Origin of the sequence: Dyadobacter sp. UC 10 (assembly GCF_008369915.1) — a bacterium.
In the GTDB taxonomy this organism is placed as follows: domain Bacteria; phylum Bacteroidota; class Bacteroidia; order Cytophagales; family Spirosomataceae; genus Dyadobacter.
Genome location: NZ_VSRN01000001.1, coordinates 5248149 through 5268923, shown reverse-complemented (window position 1 = coordinate 5268923; position 20775 = coordinate 5248149). Strand labels below are relative to the sequence as shown.

The window sequence follows — 20775 nt, the reverse complement described above, 5'->3', positions numbered from 1 at the left end:
ACTTTTCAGATCTCCACCGCGATTTTTCCTGTGAACCCGCCTTCTTCCATTTTCCGATGGGCAGCGGCCAACTGTTCCAGCCCAAACGTTTCGGCGATATAAGGTTTCAATTCCCCTGATTCTGCTAACCGAGCCAGCTGATACAAATGTGCTATGTCGGGCTTTACTTTTACGATTTTCATCCGCTTCCGCAACAGCATATCCACAGCTGCCTCCAAAGCGCCCGTCAGATCGTCTGCTCCTGCACGGGTGGTCACAAAAAGGGCATTTTCTTTCAGACTTCCATCCAGGTCGCTGATCGTAAAATTTCCCGCTGCGTCGAAGATGAGATCGAATTGCTTTTGTTCAGGTACCTCCTTTTCGTCAAATGGAATGACGTGATCCACGCCGACTTCCCTCGCAAAAGCGGTATTCTCGCTGCTGCACGTGCCGGTAACAGTACAGCCGAAATGTTTTGCTATCTGCGTGGCCATCGTGCCAACTCCCCCCGTACATCCCGTAACCAGCACATTTTGCCCGGTGCCGAGCACGCCGTCGACAACCAGCCCCTGCCATGCGGTGAGGCCAACCAGGGGGATCACAGCTGCTTCGGTAAATGACAGGTTCGAAGGTTTTGCGGCCACGTCGCTTTCTTCTACCACGATCATCTCCGCATAAGCCCCTCCTTTTACAGCACTCATCATTCCATACACTTCCGTTCCGACCGAAAAAGCAGCGCTTTGGGATTTGATCACTATGCCGCTGAAATCAGACCCGATGATATGCTCTCCAAACAAACCCGTCAGCAGCCTTGTCTTGCCCTGCCTTACCAGTGTATCAACCGGGTTGACGGACGAAGCTTTGTTTTGAATCAATACCTGCCCGTCTTTTAACTCGGGAATCGGCATTTCCTTTATTTGAAAAACTTCCGGTTCACCGTACTTCTCAATGATTGCTGCCCTCATAATATGTCAAAACGTTGGATGGAACGAGAAGCAACCTGCTAAAACCATGCCGCCCGTCAAGCACCCCTTCTAATTTCAATGAACCAGATCAAACTGGCGCCATCGGAAAATCTTCGATTATCTATCAGTGAAAAATATTATAACGACAGTATTGTTCGCGCTGAAATCTAATTTGTTTGATTTACTAAAAACGCGACCAGCGTATCATTCTGAGTTTTCTATATTTTACTGACCCCAATTGCGGAAAATTTTAAGAAACTGCAAAGGCAGGTATGCTGAAAACAGGTTCGGCTACCGGCTTCCTTTTTGATCTTTTCAATTGCAGCAAATAAAGCGGAGTTACAACTCTCTTACCGGCCACGCGGCTATAAAGTCGGTGCGCTTTTTGGGCCACATAACTCCAGGTGAAGTTTTCATTAACCCGCTTCAATGCATTTTGGCAAAGTTTACGGTATTTCTCAGGGCAGGAAACCCCTTCCAGCACCGCATCGGCCAGGTTCCTGGGATCATGCGGCGGCACCAGAAAGCCCGTTTCTCCGTGCAAAACCGTATACTTAATCCCGCCGACGTCCGAGCCGATTACGGGGGTACCGCAGGCCATTGCTTCGAGCGGGGTAATGCCGAATGGTTCGTACCAGGGCGTGGAGATAAAAAAGTCGGCTGCCTGATAGTAATGGCGCAGCTGTTGCCTGTTCCTGCGCCCGACAAATTCCACGGCAGCGGCAACTCCCTCCTGTTCTGCAACCTCTTTCAAGCGACGGAGTTCCGTGTCCCGTGAAAAATCGGGCTTGTCATCGGAGCCGCCTACCACCAGCAGCCTTACTTTTGGAATATCCTTTAAATACCGCATCGCCCGTATCACGTTGTCAATACCTTTCCGGGGCACGATCCGGCCGAGCTGCAAAAGCACTACCTCATCTTTTTTCAGCCCCAGCCGCTGTCTCGCTTTTGCTTTGGAAGCCGGATAAAACTCTTCCGAACTGAACCCGCAAGGAATAATCGTGATCCGGGAGGGATCGGCGTTGTAATGCCCGATCAGGTCCTGCTTGTCCTGCGGGCATTCCGCGATAATGTAATCAGCATCGTTAACCAGCATTTGTTCAATATCCAGCCGGGCGGCAGGAAATGCGTCTTTTTCCTTCTGGTGTATCATGCGGATCTTGCCCAGTGCGTGAAATGTGATCACATACGGTATTCCAAGGCGTCTTTTGATCTCCGATGCCACCAGACCAGACATAAAGAAGTTCGCATGCACCAATTCGTAATCGAATTGCTGTTTTTTGATAAAAGTGATCATGCTTCTGGTGAATTCGTCCATATATCCCAGCAAGGCTTCTTTGGGAACTTCCTTCGCCGGACCGGCGTCCATGTGGATCACGCGGATCCCCGGCAACCAGCTTACGACCTCTGTCAGAACAGCGGCATCCTTTCTGGTGAAAATATCGATGATGTATCCCAGTGCAGCCAGGGATTTGCAAATTTCGGCCACATACACGTTTTGTCCGCCGCTATCAACTCCGCCCAATACAGCCAGCGGCGATGCGTGCTCACTGATAAATGCTATTCTCCTTTTCATGATTGTGGAAGTTTAATTGAATCGTCGCCCGGAAAACCCTTTCCCATTCGCTGGTAAATCGCCGGATACCGAACTTGTCAAGTGCTACTTGTTTTGCATGCTGGCCCATTTTCTGAGCGAGGACAGGATTTCTGATCAGGGTATTCATTTTGTCGACCAGCTTACCGATGTTGGTATCTGTATATCCGGATTTGCCATTTTCGATGACGGTTACATATTCGGTTGTGGCCAGGGCTACCACCGGCATTCCGGTCATCATCGCCTCGCAAACCGCCAGGCCGAAGCTGGTATATCGGATTGGATTGAAGAAAAAACGATAGTGGCTGATGAATTCGGGCAGCTGCGGGTTAAGTACCTCCCCCAACCCGCCTGAGCCGGAAGTTTCCATGCCAACCAGATCGAGCGGCACGTGTTTCCGTACTTCTTCAAAAACGTCCCAGCCCGTAATCCTGCCGCGCTGCTCAATGTGATTGATCACCACAATACCACGCGGGATATCGCCCTGATAAATCACCGGCGGAATGCAAACCCCATGCTCAATCACCTGTACATTACGTGTATTACCATTGTCCCACATTAGCTTGTTGAAGTGCGTAACATGGACCATCGTCACAGCGGGGTCGCTCATCACATGGCGGGTGTTGGTCGGGTGCTTTTCGGGTGTGTTGTGCTCCACATATACGCGGGGCATTGTCTTCTGCCAGTCGGCAAGGATTTCGTGCTGGTCGATCAGAAAATTTCGTTCCGACTGAAACAAAATGCAATCGAACTGCATGTTCCTGACTTGTTCCGCCGGCACTTCGATTACGTTCGGCCCAAACGGAAACGTTTCTCCCCGGCCATAGTAACCTTCCGGTTTGTCCTGTTTTACCGGGATAAAAATATCGTAATCCCCTTGTGAAAGATAGTATAAATAGCTCCCGTGAATGTGCCAGGTAAAGACCCTTAGCCTCCGGTTTTCAACGTCGATTCCATTCATAATTACTGCGTTTTCGCTTTGAACAGATCGGCGCTTGTAAAAAACGGTGCCAATACCCGGCAAACGCTTTCATATATATCAGGCAATTACGAAATCTCTGAGAAAAATGAACGGAAACATCCCGAGCACAGCGAGTTAACTTCCAGGCACACCTGTTTCGCGGCTGGGAAGAATGTCCACAGTTGTTGACTTGTACAAAATTTCACAGCCGGTCATGCTTTATGATTTGCTACCTGCTTTTGCCTGGAAGCGCATAAATGTTGCAATCCCAATATACCCCGACGGTTTTTAATTGAAATTGTCAATCCCCGCCCTCACTGGCATTATCCTTGTATAGCCCCGCTGCATTTTAATCATGACACATCGCCTATGTATATTCTCGGAATCAACGCAGCATTTCACGACACCGCTGCCGCCCTCGTGAAAGACGGCAAAATCATTGCCGCCGCCGAAGAAGAACGGTTTACCCACATCAAGCACGGCAAACGTCCCGTCCCGTTTTCCACCTGGGAACTACCATTCCACGCAATCGACTACTGCCTCAAAACGGCAGGCATCACGATGTGGGAAGTAGATCGGATCGCATATTCATTCGATCCCGACGGTGTGCATGAAGCTTTGGTATACGAAGAAGAGCTGTTGTCAGATACTGATGTACTGCCAGCGTCCGACGTGTACAATGGCTGGGATACGATTTTTTTAAACTACATCAGAAAAACGCCCGAGCAACTTCGCGACGGCTACCCGCACCATTTGCAAAAACGCCTGGCCAACGCGGGCAATCTGAATGAAAAGTGGGCATTTGTAAATCACCACGTTGCCCACGCCGCCAGCGCATTCTTTCCGTCTCCTTTCGACCAGGCCGCAGTATTGACGCTCGACGGGCGGGGCGAAATGGCGACTACCGGCTATTTCATCGGCCAGGGCAACTCATTGGTCCAGATAGCCACAGTCGATATGCCGCATTCGCTCGGTATGCTTTACGAAAAAATCACTAATTATCTCGGCTTTCTGCATTCATCCGACGAATACAAAGTAATGGCGCTGGCTTCCTACGGCAAGCCGGTATATCTCGAAGACTTCCGGTCGGTGATCCGCGTTGGTAACGATGGCCAGTATACGATTGATGAATTTGCGCCGGAACAATGGTGGGGGCCTGGTCGTAAAAAGGATGATCCTTTCGAGCAGCTGCACCATGACATTGCCCACTCACTCCAAAAGGCATTGGAAGAAACCGTACTGAAACTGGTCAATTGGCTGCACAGGCAAACCAACATGGAAAACCTGTGTATGGCTGGCGGTGTGGCGCTGAACTGCGTGATGAATGCGGTGATCCGCGATTACGGACCTTTCAAAAATGTATGGGTACAACCTGCTGCGGGCGATGCCGGTACAGCGCTGGGCGCAGCCCAATGGCTGGACGTGTCGCTCAACGGCGGAAGGGAGGTGAGGTATACCTCCGAAATGAACCATGTGTATTGGGGGCCGGAATATTCCGATGATGAAATCGAAAGGTTCATGATCTGGGCAAAAATGCCTTACAAGCGGCTGACGAATATTGCAAAAGAAACGGCTGCGATACTGGCCGAAGATAAGATCATCGCCTGGTACCAGGGCAGAATGGAATTCGGCCCGCGCTCACTGGGCAGCCGGTCGATCCTGGCCTCTCCTATTCACCCGGACATGCAAGCGCGGCTGAACGATATCAAAGACCGTGAGGATTTCAGGCCTGTTGCGCCGGTGGTACTGGAAGAAGACGCATCCGAATGGTTTGAAGACGCGCGTGTATCGCCATTCATGCTTTTTGTGTTTCCTGTCAAAGATCACAGGGCTGGCCAGATCCCTGCGGTGCGACATACGGACGGCACGGCCCGTGTCCAGACGATCAACCAGGAACAACATCCGCTTTATTATGAGCTTATTAAAGAATTCAAGGCGCTCACGGGGGTGCCGGTATTGGTCAATACTTCTTTCAATACCCGCGGCGAACCGATTGTTTGCACGCCCCGCGATGCCATTGAATGTTTCTGGACTTCTCCCTTTGATGCGTTGATTATTAACTCATTTATTCTGGAAAAATAATGGCTGTGAATATAAGTGTAGTAATTCCTACTTTACGCAGGCCGGCGCTGCTGCACAAATGCCTGAACGCAATCCTGGCCCAGCATTGTCCGGATTTTTCATTCGACGTCACAATCGTTTCCGACGGTCCGGATGCGGCCACTGAATCACTTGTTCAAAAAATTAAATCCGGCCATCCCGGTTTCCCTCTATACTTCCATTCGCTTGAAAAGAAAGCGGGTCCCGCGGCGGCCAGGAATTATGGGTGGAAAAAGAGTACCGGGGAGCTGATCGTATTTACAGATGACGATTGTATCCCGTCGGCAACCTGGCTGGCGGGATACTGGACGCGATACCGGGCGAATAGCCAAAACGTGATTGCATTCACGGGAAAAGTTGAAGTGCCGATTCCAGCTAAACCAACTGACTACGAAAAGAACGTCTCGCATTTGTCGACAGCGGAGTTTATTACGGCTAACTGCGCATGTACGCGGACCGCATTGGAATTGGTAGACGGGTTCGATGAAGCATTTCCCGTCGCCTGGCGGGAGGATTCAGATCTGCAATTCAGGTTAATGAAAAAACAAGTAGCGATCGTAAATGTCCAGCAGGCAGCAGTTTGTCATCCGGTACGTCCCGCTTCGTGGGGGTCCAGTTTACGCGATCAGCAAAAGAGTATGTTCAATGCACTTTTGTTCAAAAAACATCCCGGTTTTTACAGAAAAAGAATAGCGGAAAGTCCGGTATGGAATTACTATGTGATCTTCTTCTCAACGATCGCGGCCTTTCTGGCGGCTGTTTTTGCTGCACCTGCCTTACTGGCTCCCGCATTACTCTGCTGGCTTTTGGCTGTGGTCGGTTTCCTGTTCAAGCGGCTCAAAGGTACCGATCCGTCCGTTTCGCACCGCCTCGAAATGATCGTGACCTCAATACTGATCCCATACCTGTCTATTTATTGGACAATTCGCGGCGCATTGCGCTATAAAGTATTTTTCCTATGAAATTTCCAGCAAAGACAACAAGAAAAATAGCCATTTTCAGGGCTTTGCAGCTAGGTGACTTGCTGTGTTCGGTACCGGCATTTCGCGCCCTGCGGCATGCTTATCCCGACGCGGAAATCACATTGCTGGGATTACCATGGGCGGCTACTTTTTGCGAACGTTTCTCTCACTATATCGACCGGTTTATCCATTTCCCTGGCTACACGGGCCTCCCTGAGCAACCTATCGACATAGCCGGATGGAAGCGTTTTGAGATACAAATGCGTGCTGAACCATTTGACCTCATCCTTCAAATGCAGGGAAACGGGAGTATCGTCAACGATATGCTTGAAACCCTGCATGCAGGCCCGGTTGCAGGATTTCACAGCGCGGGCAATCACCGGAAAGGAGATCTTTTTCTGGAATATCCGACCGGTATTTCTGAGATCAGACGCCATTTACTCATGCTGGAAAACCTGGGGATACCAGGCAACGGAACAGACCTGGAATTTCCTGTTCGTGAGAGCGAAATGCAGCATTTACGCAAATCCACATCGTTCCTGCTAGATAGCGATTATGTTTGTGTGCATCCGGGAAGTCGTGGATCCTGGCGCCAGTGGCCACCTTCGTATTTTGCCTGCATTGCAGACTTATGCGCCGGAAAAGGTTATCGTGTAGTAGTAACGGGAACAAAAGAAGAAGCAGCTATTACTTCACAGGTTGTGGCACTAATGGAGTATCCTGCGCTAGACCTTACGGGGAAAACCGGCCTGGGCGAGATTGCCCAACTGATCAAGGAATCCAGGTTATTGGTTAGCAACTGCACAGGCGTATCGCATATTGCAGCCGCCACGCGCACCCCAAGTATTGTAATCAGTATGGACGGAGAACCGGAGCGCTGGGGACCATTAAATACCACTTTACACAAAACCATTGACTGGCTGCGCGATCCGGATATGGACAAAGTGCTTGATTGCCTTGAAGTGTTTTTGCCCGTTGCAAAATTTACTGTTTACCCTTAAATCAAGCTGATGCCACGCATTTACTGGCATTTATTCTGCAATTTCCTCACATAAAAAAAATTCCAGCTTCGATACTGATTTTGTGGTGTCCGAAGCTGGATAGTTTTGGTTTGTGGTGCTTATAGCGATCTGCTCGCGGTATCGGTGGCCATTGTATCCGTTCCCATTTCCGAGTCGGTGTTATCCATACCGGCAGAATCGATGCTTGTGTCGGTACCTTCTTCATTTGTCTTGCTGGTGCAGGCCGCAACACTCAAAAGCATGCTTAGGCTAAGCATTGAAACAACTTTTACTAACGTTTTCATAGTATTAAATTTAGATGAGTGTTGAAAACGTAACAAAACCGTTCCACTTGCATGCCACGACGTCCTAGTCTCCTGAAAATCAATTCATCGCTATTGTAGCTGCGTGGAGACAAAGGATTATCCCAGGTTGCATTTCAATACCAGCACCGAGCGGCCCTGTACCGAAATACTACTGCCCTGCGTAAATGATTCCCCATCTTCTCCGATAAACGCATCACTGGTGTCTATTACTTTATGCCACGGATCACCGCATTTGTCAGGCGGCAGGATATAGTCAAGAGGCCCGTCGTGCGCATTGAATATGATGTAGAAACTGTCGTCGGTCAACCGCTTCCCATCATAATTCACGCACCTTATTCCCTTCCCGTTCAGATACACGCCCATTGATTTGGCGAACCCGTTTTCCCAATCCTCATCCGGCATAATTTGCCCCTCAGGCGAGTACCAACGGATATCTTCAATATCCGATCCGGTGACAGGTAACCCCTGAAACCAGCGCCTTCGCTGAAAAGACGGGTGACTTTTACAAAACCAAATGAGGCCCTTCGTAAATGCAAGAAGATCATGATCAACCTTCTGCCAATCGATCCACGAGATTTCGTTGTCCTGGCAATATGCATTGTTATTGCCATTCTGGGTACGACCAAACTCATCGCCGGCCACCAGCATGGGCACTCCCTGTGACAGGAAAAGTGTGGTCAGGAAATTTCGCTTTTGCTTATTGCGCAATGAATTGATATCGGCATCCTCCGTTGGGCCTTCGACACCACAATTCCAGGAAGAATCGTCTTCGGCCCCATCTTTATTGTCTTCTCCGTTCGCCTCGTTGTGTTTTTCGTTATAACTCACCAGATCATGCAGCGTAAAGCCGTCGTGAGCGGTGATCAGATTGATACTCGCCATAGGGCTCCGGTACCCGCCCTGGTATAGGTCGGGGCTGCCGGTGAAGCGCTGCGCGAATTCCGCAAGGCGGCTTTCTTCCCCCCGCCAGTAATTTCTGACGCAGTCGCGGTACATTCCGTTCCATTCCGCCCAGCCGGGAGGAAACTTGCCGACCATATAGCCATCCTCATGGATATCCCAGGGCTCCGCGATCAGTTTTACCTGAGATATCACCGGATCCTGATGAATGATATTAAAAAACGACCCCAGCGTGTCCGTTTCATGCAGGGTTCTGGCAAGCGCGGAAGCCAGATCGAATCGGAAACCGTCTACATGCATTTCGGTGATCCAATAGCGCAGGCTGTCCATGATCAGCGCGAGTACATTGGGCAGGCGCGTGTTGAGCGTATTTCCTGTGCCCGTGTAATCCATATAAAACCTGGGTTCTTCCTGGCTCAGCCGGTAATAGGAGGCATTATCAATACCCCGGAAAGAAAATGTCGGCCCCAGGTGGTTACCCTCGGCCGTATGGTTATAAACCACATCCAATATGACCTCGATACCCGACTTGTGCAGTTCCCTGACCATATTTTTAAATTCCGTGACTTGTCCGCCGAGCGTACCGCTGCTGCTATATTTTGAATCGGGCGCGAAAAACCCGAGCGAATTATATCCCCAGTAATTGGTCAGTCCTTTTTCAAGCAAATGCCTGTCGGGGACAAAATCGTGTACCGGCATCAGTTCGAGCGCCGTAATACCCAGCCCTTTCAAATATTCGATACTTACGGGGTGTGCAATGCCGGCGTACGTCCCCTGAAGTTCTGCCGGGATTTTCGGATTAAGCCTGGAGAAACCCTTTACGTGCGCTTCGTAAATAATGGTTTCGTGATAAGGCGTTTTGGGCGCCTGGTCTCCTTCCCAGTCAAAATGCTGGTCTACGACTACGGATTTCGGTATAAAAGGCGCACTATCGGTTTCATTAAAAGATAAATCTTCCTCTTCACTCCCGATCTGGTATCCGAAAAGCGCATCATCCCACTTAACCGTCGAAGACAAAGCTTTCGCATAGGGGTCGATCAGCAGCTTATGGGGATTGAACCTGTGCCCGTTCTCCGGCTCAAATGGCCCATGCATACGGTATCCATACAGCTGCCCCGGCCTGAGGCCTGGCACATAAGCGTGCCAGATATGGTGGGTAACTTCCTCCACCTCAATCTTAATATTTTCGCTTTGTGCGTCGGGGCTATCAAAAAGGCATAGTTCAACTTTGGTCGCGTTTTCCGAAAAGATCGCAAAGTTGACACCATCTCCTGTCCAGGTAGCTCCAAGCGGATAGGGCGTGCCGGGGCGCAAATCCAGGTTTACAGACTCCGGTGCTTCGAGCACTTCATTTTGAATAGTATGCATCATTAAACTGACTTTTGGTGAGAAAAAAATTCAATAGCAATTGCCGCAGTCAATGCCTCACGGACAAATTGCAGCCGCCGCTATTCAAAAAGTCTGCCAGCTCGAAATAAAAGCGTTTTCCCCATATTTCAACTTTCTGGTTGCCCGTAAAAGCAGGTATAATATTTGAATGCGCCTACACCTTCATGTGAGCGGATCAACAAACTCTATTATGGATAACAGCAGCAACTCATTCAAAGAAAATAAGGAAAACAGGGCCATTTTCGGCGGATTTGACCGGGACGGTTCCTGTGAGAGCCTCTGGCAAAAGAATGCCGTTGAGCATGTAGCCTCCGGAAACTTCGACCCTCATGTAATTTACGATACAATAGTAGTTGGTGCCGGGATTACCGGCCTGACAACCGCCCTTTTACTGCAGGAGGGCGGAAAACAATGTGTTGTTGTAGATGCGCATAGTCTGGGTTTTGGGACAACCGGCGGCACCAGCGCACATATCAATACGTTCGCAGACACGACCTACGATGAAGTGGAAAAGGATTTCGGAAAAGAAGCTTCCGTTCAATTTGCCGAATCGATCGCGCGCTCCGTGGCGCTGATCAACCATTTCGTACAGAAATACCAGATCGACTGTGACTTCGAGTGGAAAAAGGGTTATGTATACTCAGAAACGGACAAGGAAACGGACCAGCTGAACACCCTGTTCGAAAGCGCATTACGCGCCGGCGTAAATGCGCAGATAGCCGGCCAGGCCCCCGCGCCAGTTGCCTGTCAGAAAGCCGTTGTATTCGATAACCAGGCACAATTTCATCCGTTAAAGTATATCAGCGCCCTGAAAATGCATTTTATCGAAAAGGGAGGTGTTTTGATCGAGCATACACGCATTGACGAAATCGATACAATGGAAGGATACCATCTGGCCAAGTCGGCGGGCAGGCAGATTAAAGCAAAAACGGTAGTATATGCCACGCATATTCCGCCGGGGGGAATAAATCTGCTGCATTTCCGAAACGCGCCGTACCGCAGCTACGTGATCGCCGCTACACTCGCGGACGGTGCATATCCTACCGACCTGATTTATGATATGCAGGAACCATACCATTATTTCCGGTCGCACACGATCGACGGCCAGCAGTATCTCGTTGCCGGCGGACATGATCATAAAACGGGGCACGGCGATCCGGAGCAATCTTTTGCTGATTTAATCGCCTATACCAGGCAATGTTATCAGGTAAAAGAGGTGGTTGCGCAATGGTCGGCACAATACTATGTTCCTTCCGACGGCCTTCCTTACATCGGCCAGCTGCCGGGTGTGTCTGAGGGTATTTACACCGCCACCGGATTCAATGGGAATGGTATGATCCTGGGAACAGTGTCGGCAATGGTACTGAGCGACCTGATCCTGCACGGAAGAAGCGTGGACGAAAACCTGTACAGTCCCGGTCGGATCAAACCTATTGCGGGATTTACCGAAGCGGTGAAAGAGAATGCGGATGTGGTAGCGAAGTTTATCGGTGACCGTTTCGGCATTGAGGAAATTGAGTCAGTCTCTGAGCTTCCGGCCGACAGCGGGCAGATCGTTGAATTAAATGATCAGAGACTGGCTGTTTATAAAGATGCGAACGGTAATGTGAGTGCGCTGAACCCTGTTTGCCCCCACGCCAAATGCATTGTTCAGTGGAACAACGCTGAAAAAAGCTGGGACTGTCCCTGTCACGGAGCCCGGTTCGATAAAGATGGTGTCGTACTCACCGGCCCCGCCCGGGCTAATTTGGAAAAGGTTGAAATCGGCATGCAAAATCAATAACTGGCGGATTCACATCATAAACTCTAAATCGTTCGCGATTAAAATACCGGTCTCGGAACCCGGCCTCGGAAGGGCTGGAAGCAATTCCCCAAGAATCAAATCAAATTTACCGGCCTGTCTGTTCCGAACCAGGCGGACCGGTTGCTATTCCTGCCAAAACGATCTCGAAAAGTAATTGGAGAAATACGATGCGCTTTGTTTATTACGGAGCGAATGTGGAATGCACGCTACGCACAACCAAAGTAACTCCATCTATGAAGTATCTTTTCAGTACAATTCTTCTTGTCACCTGCGTGTCCGCAGTAGCGCAAACCAAAAAAGGTCAGACAATCTGGACCGCGCATATCAACTCACAATTTGTACAAACTCTGCAGACTCCCGTCAAAAGTCCGAGATATAGCCATGGCGGATCCGGGGAAGTGAGTTTCTTTATCCGGGATGAATTGGCCATTGGAGTGGGTGCAAAGGGCAGCTGGGACGGATACAGGCTGGATATAGGGGATTCGGAAAGCTTGAAGATGGAATCCAAAACATCCACGAGTTCCGTGAATCCGTTCATGCGCAAATACTGGCAATTGTCCCCATTCACAATTTACGCAGGTGTTGGGGCTGATCTGGCGTTTTCAAAAAACAAATCGCTACAATACGCAGTCGGTCAGGCTTATGACGACCGTGTTAACCGAAGTGTGAACATTGCAGCGCAGGCACAACTCGGCGTAATATATCCTTTAACGAGCCGACTGGGTCTGGAATTTGGCGCACGATCCAACCTGTTCCCGCTCACTGTCAACACTGCCCGGCTCGGTCTGCTTCTTTTTACGGGTTCAGAAACAAAAACAAGGGCAGAAAATTCGCCGGAATCCCCACTTACCAAGGGACGATGGCTGCTTTCTGGCTCTTTCGGATATACTGTCAATGCAGGTCACACGGCCGATACAAACGGCCGGTTCGAATACCGTACCCCTGCTACATCGATTGAACTTGCACCAGCGCTTTTTATGCGGGACAGGTTACTGGTAGGTATTGGTATTTTCGCGGGATTCCAGGGAGGTGTTCTCAACACACCTGAAAAAGCGGCCTTTGTGACCGTGGGAGATAAAAAGCCGGTGCTGGTTGGGTTGCGACCTTTTTTAAGAAAGTATCTTTCCCCAACCAAACTGACTCCCTACCTCGAAGGTTACGCCAGCTATGACCGCATCATGGGCGGCGGCGGGCCAGCGACGAATACTTATAATGCGGGTGGGAAACTGGGTCTGGCTTACATCCTGGGTAAAAACTGGATCGTTGAAGCAAATCTGCTGGGAGTTGCCGGCGGATATAGTGAAGTGGGGGAAAACCGCAACGAGATTGCAACGATTGGCGGCGTAGAGCGCTTTCATGTGAAGCTCAATGCCGGTTTCAAGCCGGATTTTACGATCTCCTACGTTTTTCGTTGAGCTGTAAATTTGCAGACTCTGCTCCCGGTTATTACCCTGTCCTGTCTTTTCAATGCGGGGAATTAGCGCATCATTTTGTTTAAAATTGTGCCGGTTTGCCCGTACACCTGCCAGAAAAGCAGCCGTTTTCAACGCTTCCATATCACAATTGTTCCATCCTGTTTGCGTACATTGCTCATCGGACAAAATCCTGGTGATCAGCCAGAAATCTCCGCGGCAGTCTTTTAGCCAGCTATTGCAAGCAGGTTACCTGGCTGCCAACACACACTTTCCAGGCTACGGGTATGGAAATTGTGTGCATATACGTTTAAAGAAATACTCCATATGCCCCGATTGCTTTCAGGTTCGGTGATCTGTCTGATTGCCTTGTTTTTTTGTGTTTATAATTTTTACTTTTCAGTCAACTTTCCGTTTCAGGACGACTTTTTAGTCATACAATTCATTGAAGCGGCCTCAGAGGCAGGATTTGCATTCGGGGCCGTAGTGCAGGAAATGTTCCGGACTTTCAACGATCATAAAGCGGTTACGATCCGGCTGCTGGCGCTGATTGAGTATGCGATTAACGGTCATCAAAACTTTCGGTTCTACATCCTGCTCGTATCGGTCAATCTAACTTACATATTCTATTTCCTTTATTTACAATTCAAAAAATCGGGGCTACCGTTGTATTATTTTATTCCCGCACCCCTCCTTTTTTTCACACCATTGTACCATGAAGTATCCGGCTGGGCGCTCAACGGAATGCAGCATACGTTTCTCACGGCATTCACGGTAACCGCAATTTTACTCGCTTCGCGCAAAACGACCGCCGCATTCTGGCTTGCGATGGTATGCTGCTTCCTGGCCACTTTTACACATGGCAACGGGGTACTTTCCTTCCCGGCCATTGTCTTTTATTTTTTATGTTTTAAAGACTTTAAAAGGGCTACTCTGGCTTGTGTCGCCATGGTAGCCTGTCTGGCCATTTACGTGATCGGCTACGAAGCGGGGCAGGCGGGCCGGCTTCCAAACGATCTGATAAGCATGCTTTCGTCGCTTTTCGGCTTTATCGGGTCAAGCATGTCCCTTTTCCCCAACCCCGAGTTGTGGTCGGCACTTTGGGGATTGTTTATCGTTGGCTTTTTACTGGTATTACTGGTCCGGGTCTCGGCTATTTATTTTAATAAACCTGCTACCGTAAAACCCGGTACGATCGAGTTGCTGACACTTTTCGCATTCATTTTCGTTACCAGCGCTGTAATCGCGCTGTTCAGGTCGTGGGCAGGAAGCACTATTGCGAGCCGCTTTCAATTATATGCAGCTTTATCGACTGTTATCTGCTACATTCTTTTACTCGGTTACAGCTCCTTCTTCCGGAAGAAGCAGGTTTGGGCTGCGGTAACACTTTTGAGCGTGCTCTACTGGGGATACGCATATTTTTCGCTGACGAATATGGTCGCCGCGAAGAGGACCACTTACCTGGCCGATGTTTACAATTGGAAGACCAACCATAACCTGTTTTCAGTCGAAAAAACAATTGCGCGGAATGCCGATTTTTACCTGACGCCAGGCTACGAAAAAGGCTTTTTCAGGCTGCCGGAACCGGTTGTGGAAAAAGACGAACTCGATTCGATGTTTGCCAAAAAGGAAACAGCGGCCGTCGGAGACAGTATTTACCTGGAAGACTGGCACGTCACAAGAACGGTTCAGGGCGGAGTCGAGAACTTGAAACATACTTTCCTGGCCAGCAACAGGAAGCCCTTAAGAAAAAGCATTCTGAGCGACCGGTTTCTTGTTTTAAAAGACATAAAAACAGGCACGATCCATTTGCTGAATGCAAACCCCAAGACCGAAGGCCGCAAGAAATTTCTGCGAACGGGGACTTATTATAATGAAGGTTTTAAAACTTTCCTGCGCGCCGACGACCTTGTTGCTGGAGTATATCAAATGGCGATTCTGGATGTGGGATTTCGAGGCGAAAAAAAGTTTTATCCGCTCGATCCGGCGCTTGTCATAAATGGCACCGGGTTTTCTTTGCAAGAAAATCAATAACTATATAATTAGTTTTAAAGGGAATGTTCCTTTTATCTCAAAGGACATTTTATGAAAGTCGCCTGCTACTATTTCATATTTCTGCTGATCAGTTCGGGCTGCGCGCGGCAGCCTTCCCTTCCGGCAAACAGTCCATTTAATGTGACTGCTGTCCTGAATGACTCCATCTGGTATGGAACCGGCAAGGTATTGCGCCTGCGCACAAGCACAGAAAAACCGGAGCAGATACGAAAATTTAACCTGCTGGTATTCACCGATATTGACTATCCGGGCATGGGCGGCGGCCCTAATCCAAATACCAATAATGGTTGCCGCGACCCGGAATGCACCAGGACACAGGCCCTCGTCATTTACAAGATTCCTCTCAAAAAGGGCCGCAGCAAAATTGCGACATTGGATAAGCAAAGCCAGGTCAAACATGAAATCGCCAGCTTTTCTTACATTGGCAATTCAGGCTACCTTAATAACGGATACACCTATCAGGGGGCAAAACCCGGCTGGGTACGGGTCACCAGATTTGATAAGGCTACCGGTACGGTTGAAGGAAGATTCGAAGTTACATTCGGCAAGGATACTGCATACAAGCACCGGCTACAAGACGTAATGCCCGCAACCGCACGGTTTTCCGGTGGGTTGTTCCGTATAAAGCTTACAGATGTACTGGTGCGATAACTGGCACTGGATATTAATGCGCCTTATCATAACCCGACCAAGCAGCAACCCATTTCGGAAACGACTGCATCTAAGATTTCGGCTGCGGAAGCGACTTCCACCAGGTGAGTAGCTTCACACGCAGCGTCTCCCTTACTTTCTCCTCACCGGCGGCCACATTATTTTTCTCGGCTGGATCTTTCAGGATGTTGTAGAGCTCTGCATTGCTGCCATCATGGTCCATTAAAAGCTTCCACTCACCCGATCGCACAGCCAGCTGCGGGCTTTTAGCAGGTATTTTAGGATAGGCATAAGCAATGTTATTCCTGCCATATTCCCAGAACATATCCTTTTTGCGCAAAGAGGATTTACCCATTAGCACGGCAGCCCGGTTAGCGCCGTCGCCCTGATATTCAGCCGGTAAGCCGACATCACAAAGCGTTGCCAGAGTAGGCAGCAGGTCGGTTGCGTGCAATTCTGATCGCTCATCGGTCTTTCCTGCCGGGATTTTTTCAGGCCAGGTAACGATAAACGGCATTCTGATACCTCCTTCATAAAGTGAAAGCTTGGAACCCCTGAACATGCCGCTCCTGCTTCCGCCGAATGTGGGAAGGGCTCCGTTGTCGCTGGTGAAAATGATGATCGTGTTGTCGAAAAGCCCGCGTTCTTTCAACCCATCAATCAACCGTCCGATCTGCTTATCGTATTCTTCTAACACAAGTTTCAGCGCGGCTTCTTCCTGGGGTTTTAAAGGCGATCCGTCTGTTTCGGGCCTGGGTACCCACGGCGTGTGGACATCGTCGGGCCAGAGATTTATAAAGCAAGGCTTATCCTTGTGGCGCCCCATGAAGTCCAGGGTTTTATCAACGAAATAGGCTGTCCTGTCCCACCTTTTGATACTGTCCTTGTCGGACCAGATCCAGTTCGTTGCGGTCAGCGCCGGGTCCGGCTCGGGACTTTCATAAGTGCTCGCATGCTCGTCGAATCCATACTGGTCGAACTTCGGTGCCTCGGTCACATCCCTGCCGCCGCCCATATGCCACTTACCGAAATGGCCCGTCGCATAACCGGCATCTTTAAAGAACCTGGCCATCGAGGGCGCCTGAGGATCGAGAAAATCCGTCTGACCTGCGTCTTTGTTGTGGCTTTTTTTGTCGAGATAAGTAACAAAATTCCATTTTCCCGGTTGCATTCCGGTAAGTATCGCTGCCCTTGACGGGGAGCAAATAGGCGCACCGCTATAATATTGGGTAAGTTTTAATCCGCTGGCTGCGAGTTTGTCGATATTCGGCGTTGCTGCGACGCGGCCTCCGAAGGCGCCGATATCCCCGACACCCATGTCGTCGGTAAGGATGATGATGACGTTCGGCCGCGATTTTTCCTTTGCAGCAGCCTTGCGCTGGCCGCTTGCTGGCATGCATTGCAATACCAGCCAAAGTCCTGCCGCTAATTTGAACAGATTGATTCCTTTCATCAGTTAAGAGCGGTTTGTTTTTTACCAAGAGCCCCAAAGCTGGGAAATCATTACGAAAAGTCAATGCACTCCCGGGCTAAAATACCTCTTAGCAGTTTTATTCGGCAACTAGATACCGTTTAATCAATGGAAAGCCCGAATACTCATTCGTTGCGGCACATTTACAGAAAAATACTATTTGCAAAACCGTCCAGGCAGCGCGTTTCATCCGGGTTGTGTCTGTGTATGAAAAGTTTTATCAGGTCATCAACAACCGCAGGTTTCCAGGAGGATAAAATTAATCGCCCCCAATAATGATTGAAAATATCGCCGAAATTCAAAGGCCAACCTTCGTCAAAGCAGAGCGGATTTTTGGCCTTGACCTTATGCGTAGCTGCTCTATTATCATGGTGTTCCTGGCCCATTCCACAACCATCAATCCGGTGGACAAGCAGTTTCCTTTCGGGTGGCTGGGTGTAGGGGTCGAAGCGTTTTTTGTACTCAGCGGTTTTCTGATCGGCCGGATCATATTGCGCACCGTACTCACGCCTGGCATCAGCTGGCAATCGGTGCGGGTATTTTGGGTAAATCGCTGGCTCCGAACACTTCCTGCTTATCTGCTTACTTTTGCGATCTATTATCAATTTTCAGGCGCGATGCACAACAGCATTTTTTACCTGTTTTTTGGGCAAAATATCATTACCCCCATGCCGGGTTTCTTTCCGCATTCATGGAGCCTGGCGGTCGAAGAATGGTTTTATCTTCTGTTTCCATTGTTACTGCTTGCCATTGCGGGCTTGTCGGGAGGTGGCCAAAACCGGCATCGTATATACCTCGCCGGTGTCGTCATTTTTCTGCTTGTCGGTCTTGCTACCAAAGTTTTGTACCACTGGATGTACCGGCAGGATTTGTTTACCTACCTCGTCGCCCACAAGTTCCTGCTACCCAGCTGGAAAATATTCACCCCTCCTTCCGGCGAATGGGACAGCATGCGGAAAATGGTCATTTTCCGGACCGATGCGATTGCCTGCGGCTGTCTGGTCGCCTACCTGCTTGAAAAATTTACTATATCCAAAGCAACCATGAGGTGGCTGCTGACTGCCGGTTTTGGTGGTGTTTTAATCGGTTTTCAGATTGTCAACCATACCGTGGCGGGCGGAAAGGCTAATTTTTTTGTTGACGTTTTGCTTCTTCCGTTATTCTGCTGCGCATTTGCATTGATGCTTCCCTATGCCACATTTTGCCGCCGCCCTGGCGAGCTGGCCACGAAGGTGATTACCAATATCAGCCAAACATCCTATTCTTTTTATTTAATGCACATGCTGCTGATCGAGCTGGCTGCAAATTGGTACAACAACGCCCCATCATCAGGTTTGACCGTGCCCAAATGGCTGCTCTTTATCGGGACGTACCTGCTGATCTATTTGATCGCTTATTTGATGTATAGATTGATAGAACTACCTTTTATGAACCTCAGGAAAAGGCTTTTTATACCCGCTGCGAACCTCAAATAGAACGCTGTCCCTGTTACTCAATGGCTGCGATCTGATACCCTTTCGATCTCAATGTCCGAATGATTTCCGATTGTGAAATTTTCTCCTTCCGGAAAATAACCGATACAACGCTATCACGGATCTGAATGCGGCCTGGCCTGATACCTTCCATGAGCGTCAGATCTTTTTTCAGCTTTTCGGCATCGTACTGTCCATCAATAGCTAGTTCCAGCTTTCGGTGTGCCTGAAGAAAACGGAACTGGTCTTGTGCGATCACCTGCGTTTCAGTTTTGAAAGGTTCGGTATAACCAATCCACAGCCCGGCAATGCCGATGAGAAAGCCGGCCTGATAAGAAAACTTTTCGACCCTGTTGTGAAAAGAAGATTTCCCTATGTAGTGCAACGTCAATCTTAATCCGACATACACCAGGGTAGCCAGCTGCAAACTCAAAAAGAGCGGTTTGTGTTGAACAAAAGCATTAAAATTTCCCGCCGCTCCTGCCGCAACCGCAACCAGAGGAAAAATGCAGCAGCCTGCATGTAAGAGAGATACGAGGAGGACAAGCGGAAGACTGAAGATAGATTTAAGAAACATACAGACCTGAATATTGAAAAATTGATCAATTTCGTAATATTTGCAACATTGTTGCAAATACATTAGTTCAGTATCATGAAAAACTTCACTCGTCAAACTCTGGTCGTTTCTGGACTATTGTTTTTCCAATGCACACCCGATCACGGGAAAAGCGATGAACTCATCCAGGCAAACAACCTCCATCTCGAATCAATCGCTATTGCGGAAAATCTGGAAGAAAAGCTGGTAACACTTCGAAAAGATCATAGGGATCCGGCAGTAATGGCACGGATCGACAGCCTGTTAAACGTAATAGAGGCCTGGCAGGAAGCCGTGATTGAAGTTCCCGGATTTAAACACCATCATGAACACCATGAACACAAACCGGCACCTGAAATGACAGATCAGTCCATGCTTGATTATCAAAAGAATGCGAAGGAAGCAATTATGGAAGTAAGCGATAAAGTCGGGATTTTGGCACCTATGAATTAAACTCAAAAATAAAGCTGCATACCTCTGCAACGTTGTTGCAATAAAAACTATATTTGCAACAACATTGCACCATTGAATACTATTTATTTATTATTAAAGTGAAACGAATATCCATGAAGCTAAACAGAAAACTAACCTACTGCGCAGTACTCGGACTTGCTGCCTTATTTACACAATGCAAGGATTCCGGTAAAGAAGTAACACCGGACGATGAAAACGAATTGATTACCTCAGTGACACTCAATTTCAAGGAGGCCGGCTCAGGCACGGTGACGTCATTCAGCTATAAAGATGCCGATGGTGACGGCGGGAATGCGCCAACCAAGTTTGATACGGTAAGACTGAAAGCAAATACCGAGTACACGCTAACCGTTGGATTTCTGGACGAAAGCAAATCACCTGTGTCAGACATTACCGGCGAGATTGAAGAGGAAGCTGACGAGCACCTGATCGTTTTCACTCCCTCACCCGCTTCCCTGTTGACTTACACTTATGGGGACAAGGATAATAACAACTTTCCGATCGGTCTGACGGGTACCGCAAAAGCAGGCGCCGCGGGTGATGGTAAGCTAAAAATACAGCTCCGCCACCAGCCAGGCAACAAAAATGGCACCCCGGCCCCTGGAAGCGACGATGTAAATCTGGATTTTCAGCTAAGTGTGAAGTAGGGAATTTTAATGATTGA

At 49.0% G+C, this 20775-nt stretch carries 17 protein-coding genes; 10 read left to right on the top strand and 7 right to left on the bottom strand.

Features of this window, described 5'->3' with window-relative positions:
* Positions 1-5: 5 nt before the first annotated feature.
* From FXO21_RS21855 to FXO21_RS21845, 3 genes are all read right to left on the bottom strand, one after another.
* Entirely contained in the window at positions 6-944 is a 939-nt protein-coding gene (locus FXO21_RS21855) for an NAD(P)-dependent alcohol dehydrogenase (RefSeq protein WP_149642071.1), read from the bottom strand.
* 250 nt (positions 945-1194) lie between these two features.
* A complete protein-coding gene (locus FXO21_RS21850; RefSeq protein ID WP_149642070.1) occupies positions 1195-2520 on the bottom strand; it encodes a glycosyltransferase family 4 protein in 1326 nt (441 codons plus the stop codon).
* Complete coding sequence (locus tag FXO21_RS21845) at positions 2492-3499, bottom strand: glycosyltransferase family 4 protein (RefSeq protein ID WP_149642069.1); 1008 nt, start codon at positions 3497-3499, stop codon at positions 2492-2494. Before FXO21_RS21845 ends, FXO21_RS21850 begins: the two co-directional genes overlap by 29 nt.
* A gap of 369 nt (positions 3500-3868) precedes the next feature.
* Between FXO21_RS21845 and FXO21_RS21840 the strand changes: the two genes are divergently transcribed.
* The 3 genes from FXO21_RS21840 to FXO21_RS21830 are packed head-to-tail and all read left to right on the top strand — an operon-like array spanning position 3869 to position 7562.
* Complete coding sequence (locus FXO21_RS21840; RefSeq protein ID WP_149642068.1) at positions 3869-5581, top strand: carbamoyltransferase family protein; 1713 nt, start codon at positions 3869-3871, stop codon at positions 5579-5581.
* Entirely contained in the window at positions 5581-6561 is a 981-nt protein-coding gene (locus FXO21_RS21835) for a glycosyltransferase family 2 protein (RefSeq protein ID WP_149642067.1), read from the top strand. The genes FXO21_RS21840 and FXO21_RS21835 overlap by 1 nt, the downstream gene beginning before the upstream one ends.
* A complete protein-coding gene (locus FXO21_RS21830; RefSeq protein ID WP_149642066.1) occupies positions 6558-7562 on the top strand; it encodes a glycosyltransferase family 9 protein in 1005 nt (334 codons plus the stop codon). The genes FXO21_RS21835 and FXO21_RS21830 overlap by 4 nt, the downstream gene beginning before the upstream one ends.
* Positions 7563-7681: 119 nt before the next feature.
* Here FXO21_RS21830 and FXO21_RS21825 read toward each other — a convergent pair whose 3' ends face one another.
* Complete coding sequence (locus FXO21_RS21825; RefSeq protein WP_149642065.1) at positions 7682-7867, bottom strand: hypothetical protein; 186 nt, start codon at positions 7865-7867, stop codon at positions 7682-7684.
* A gap of 117 nt (positions 7868-7984) precedes the next feature.
* The gene (glgX, locus tag FXO21_RS21820) at positions 7985-10156 is read right to left on the bottom strand and encodes a glycogen debranching protein GlgX (protein WP_409014844.1); all 2172 of its coding nucleotides are present in this window, start codon (positions 10154-10156) and stop codon (positions 7985-7987) included.
* A 211-nt stretch (positions 10157-10367) separates the two neighbouring features.
* Here glgX and FXO21_RS21815 point away from each other — a divergent pair, with 211 nt between their 5' ends.
* From FXO21_RS21815 to FXO21_RS21800, 4 genes are all read left to right on the top strand, one after another.
* Positions 10368-11960, top strand: a complete 1593-nt coding sequence (locus tag FXO21_RS21815) for an FAD-dependent oxidoreductase (protein ID WP_149642063.1) — start codon at positions 10368-10370, stop codon at positions 11958-11960.
* 188 nt (positions 11961-12148) lie between these two features.
* Positions 12149-13396, top strand: a complete 1248-nt coding sequence (locus tag FXO21_RS21810; RefSeq protein WP_149642062.1) for a hypothetical protein — start codon at positions 12149-12151, stop codon at positions 13394-13396.
* Between the two features lie 324 nt (positions 13397-13720).
* Positions 13721-15427 carry a hypothetical protein gene (locus FXO21_RS21805; RefSeq protein WP_149642061.1) on the top strand — a complete coding sequence of 569 codons (1707 nt, stop codon included), beginning with the start codon at positions 13721-13723 and terminating at the stop codon, positions 15425-15427.
* A 51-nt stretch (positions 15428-15478) separates the two neighbouring features.
* Positions 15479-16099, top strand: coding sequence for a hypothetical protein (locus tag FXO21_RS21800; protein ID WP_149642060.1), 621 nt, complete (start codon positions 15479-15481; stop codon positions 16097-16099).
* A 70-nt stretch (positions 16100-16169) separates the two neighbouring features.
* Here FXO21_RS21800 and FXO21_RS21795 read toward each other — a convergent pair whose 3' ends face one another.
* Entirely contained in the window at positions 16170-17552 is a 1383-nt protein-coding gene (locus tag FXO21_RS21795) for a sulfatase family protein (protein WP_149642059.1), read from the bottom strand.
* 293 nt (positions 17553-17845) lie between these two features.
* Between FXO21_RS21795 and FXO21_RS21790 the strand changes: the two genes are divergently transcribed.
* Positions 17846-19045 (top strand): acyltransferase family protein, encoded by a 1200-nt coding sequence (locus FXO21_RS21790; RefSeq protein ID WP_149642058.1) that lies wholly within the window; start codon positions 17846-17848, stop codon positions 19043-19045.
* A 13-nt stretch (positions 19046-19058) separates the two neighbouring features.
* Here FXO21_RS21790 and FXO21_RS21785 read toward each other — a convergent pair whose 3' ends face one another.
* A complete protein-coding gene (locus tag FXO21_RS21785) occupies positions 19059-19619 on the bottom strand; it encodes a hypothetical protein (protein WP_149642057.1) in 561 nt (186 codons plus the stop codon).
* 75 nt (positions 19620-19694) lie between these two features.
* Here FXO21_RS21785 and FXO21_RS21780 point away from each other — a divergent pair, with 75 nt between their 5' ends.
* Both FXO21_RS21780 and FXO21_RS21775 read left to right on the top strand, forming a co-directional pair.
* Positions 19695-20090, top strand: coding sequence for a hypothetical protein (locus FXO21_RS21780; protein WP_149642056.1), 396 nt, complete (start codon positions 19695-19697; stop codon positions 20088-20090).
* Between the two features lie 113 nt (positions 20091-20203).
* Positions 20204-20758 carry a hypothetical protein gene (locus FXO21_RS21775; RefSeq protein ID WP_149642055.1) on the top strand — a complete coding sequence of 185 codons (555 nt, stop codon included), beginning with the start codon at positions 20204-20206 and terminating at the stop codon, positions 20756-20758.
* Positions 20759-20775 lie beyond the last annotated feature (17 nt).

Excerpts from the sequence above, each read along its gene's own strand:
- FXO21_RS21850 (WP_149642070.1), bottom strand. The coding sequence starts at position 2,520 with ATGAAAAGGAGAATAGCATTTATCAGTGAGCACGCATCGCCGCTGGCT.
- FXO21_RS21825 (WP_149642065.1), bottom strand. The coding sequence starts at position 7,867 with ATGAAAACGTTAGTAAAAGTTGTTTCAATGCTTAGCCTAAGCATGCTT.
- FXO21_RS21835 (WP_149642067.1), top strand. The coding sequence starts at position 5,581 with ATGGCTGTGAATATAAGTGTAGTAATTCCTACTTTACGCAGGCCGGCG.
- FXO21_RS21830 (WP_149642066.1), top strand. The coding sequence starts at position 6,558 with ATGAAATTTCCAGCAAAGACAACAAGAAAAATAGCCATTTTCAGGGCT.
- FXO21_RS21840 (WP_149642068.1), top strand. The coding sequence starts at position 3,869 with ATGTATATTCTCGGAATCAACGCAGCATTTCACGACACCGCTGCCGCC.
- FXO21_RS21775 (WP_149642055.1), top strand. The coding sequence starts at position 20,204 with ATGAAGCTAAACAGAAAACTAACCTACTGCGCAGTACTCGGACTTGCT.
- FXO21_RS21810 (WP_149642062.1), top strand. The coding sequence starts at position 12,149 with ATGCGCTTTGTTTATTACGGAGCGAATGTGGAATGCACGCTACGCACA.
- FXO21_RS21795 (WP_149642059.1), bottom strand. The coding sequence starts at position 17,552 with ATGAAAGGAATCAATCTGTTCAAATTAGCGGCAGGACTTTGGCTGGTA.
- FXO21_RS21855 (WP_149642071.1), bottom strand. The coding sequence starts at position 944 with ATGAGGGCAGCAATCATTGAGAAGTACGGTGAACCGGAAGTTTTTCAA.
- FXO21_RS21815 (WP_149642063.1), top strand. The coding sequence starts at position 10,368 with ATGGATAACAGCAGCAACTCATTCAAAGAAAATAAGGAAAACAGGGCC.
- FXO21_RS21805 (WP_149642061.1), top strand. The coding sequence starts at position 13,721 with ATGCCCCGATTGCTTTCAGGTTCGGTGATCTGTCTGATTGCCTTGTTT.
- FXO21_RS21790 (WP_149642058.1), top strand. The coding sequence starts at position 17,846 with ATGATTGAAAATATCGCCGAAATTCAAAGGCCAACCTTCGTCAAAGCA.
- FXO21_RS21845 (WP_149642069.1), bottom strand. The coding sequence starts at position 3,499 with ATGAATGGAATCGACGTTGAAAACCGGAGGCTAAGGGTCTTTACCTGG.
- FXO21_RS21785 (WP_149642057.1), bottom strand. The coding sequence starts at position 19,619 with ATGTTTCTTAAATCTATCTTCAGTCTTCCGCTTGTCCTCCTCGTATCT.
- FXO21_RS21780 (WP_149642056.1), top strand. The coding sequence starts at position 19,695 with ATGAAAAACTTCACTCGTCAAACTCTGGTCGTTTCTGGACTATTGTTT.
- FXO21_RS21800 (WP_149642060.1), top strand. The coding sequence starts at position 15,479 with ATGAAAGTCGCCTGCTACTATTTCATATTTCTGCTGATCAGTTCGGGC.
- glgX (WP_409014844.1), bottom strand. The coding sequence starts at position 10,156 with ATGCATACTATTCAAAATGAAGTGCTCGAAGCACCGGAGTCTGTAAAC.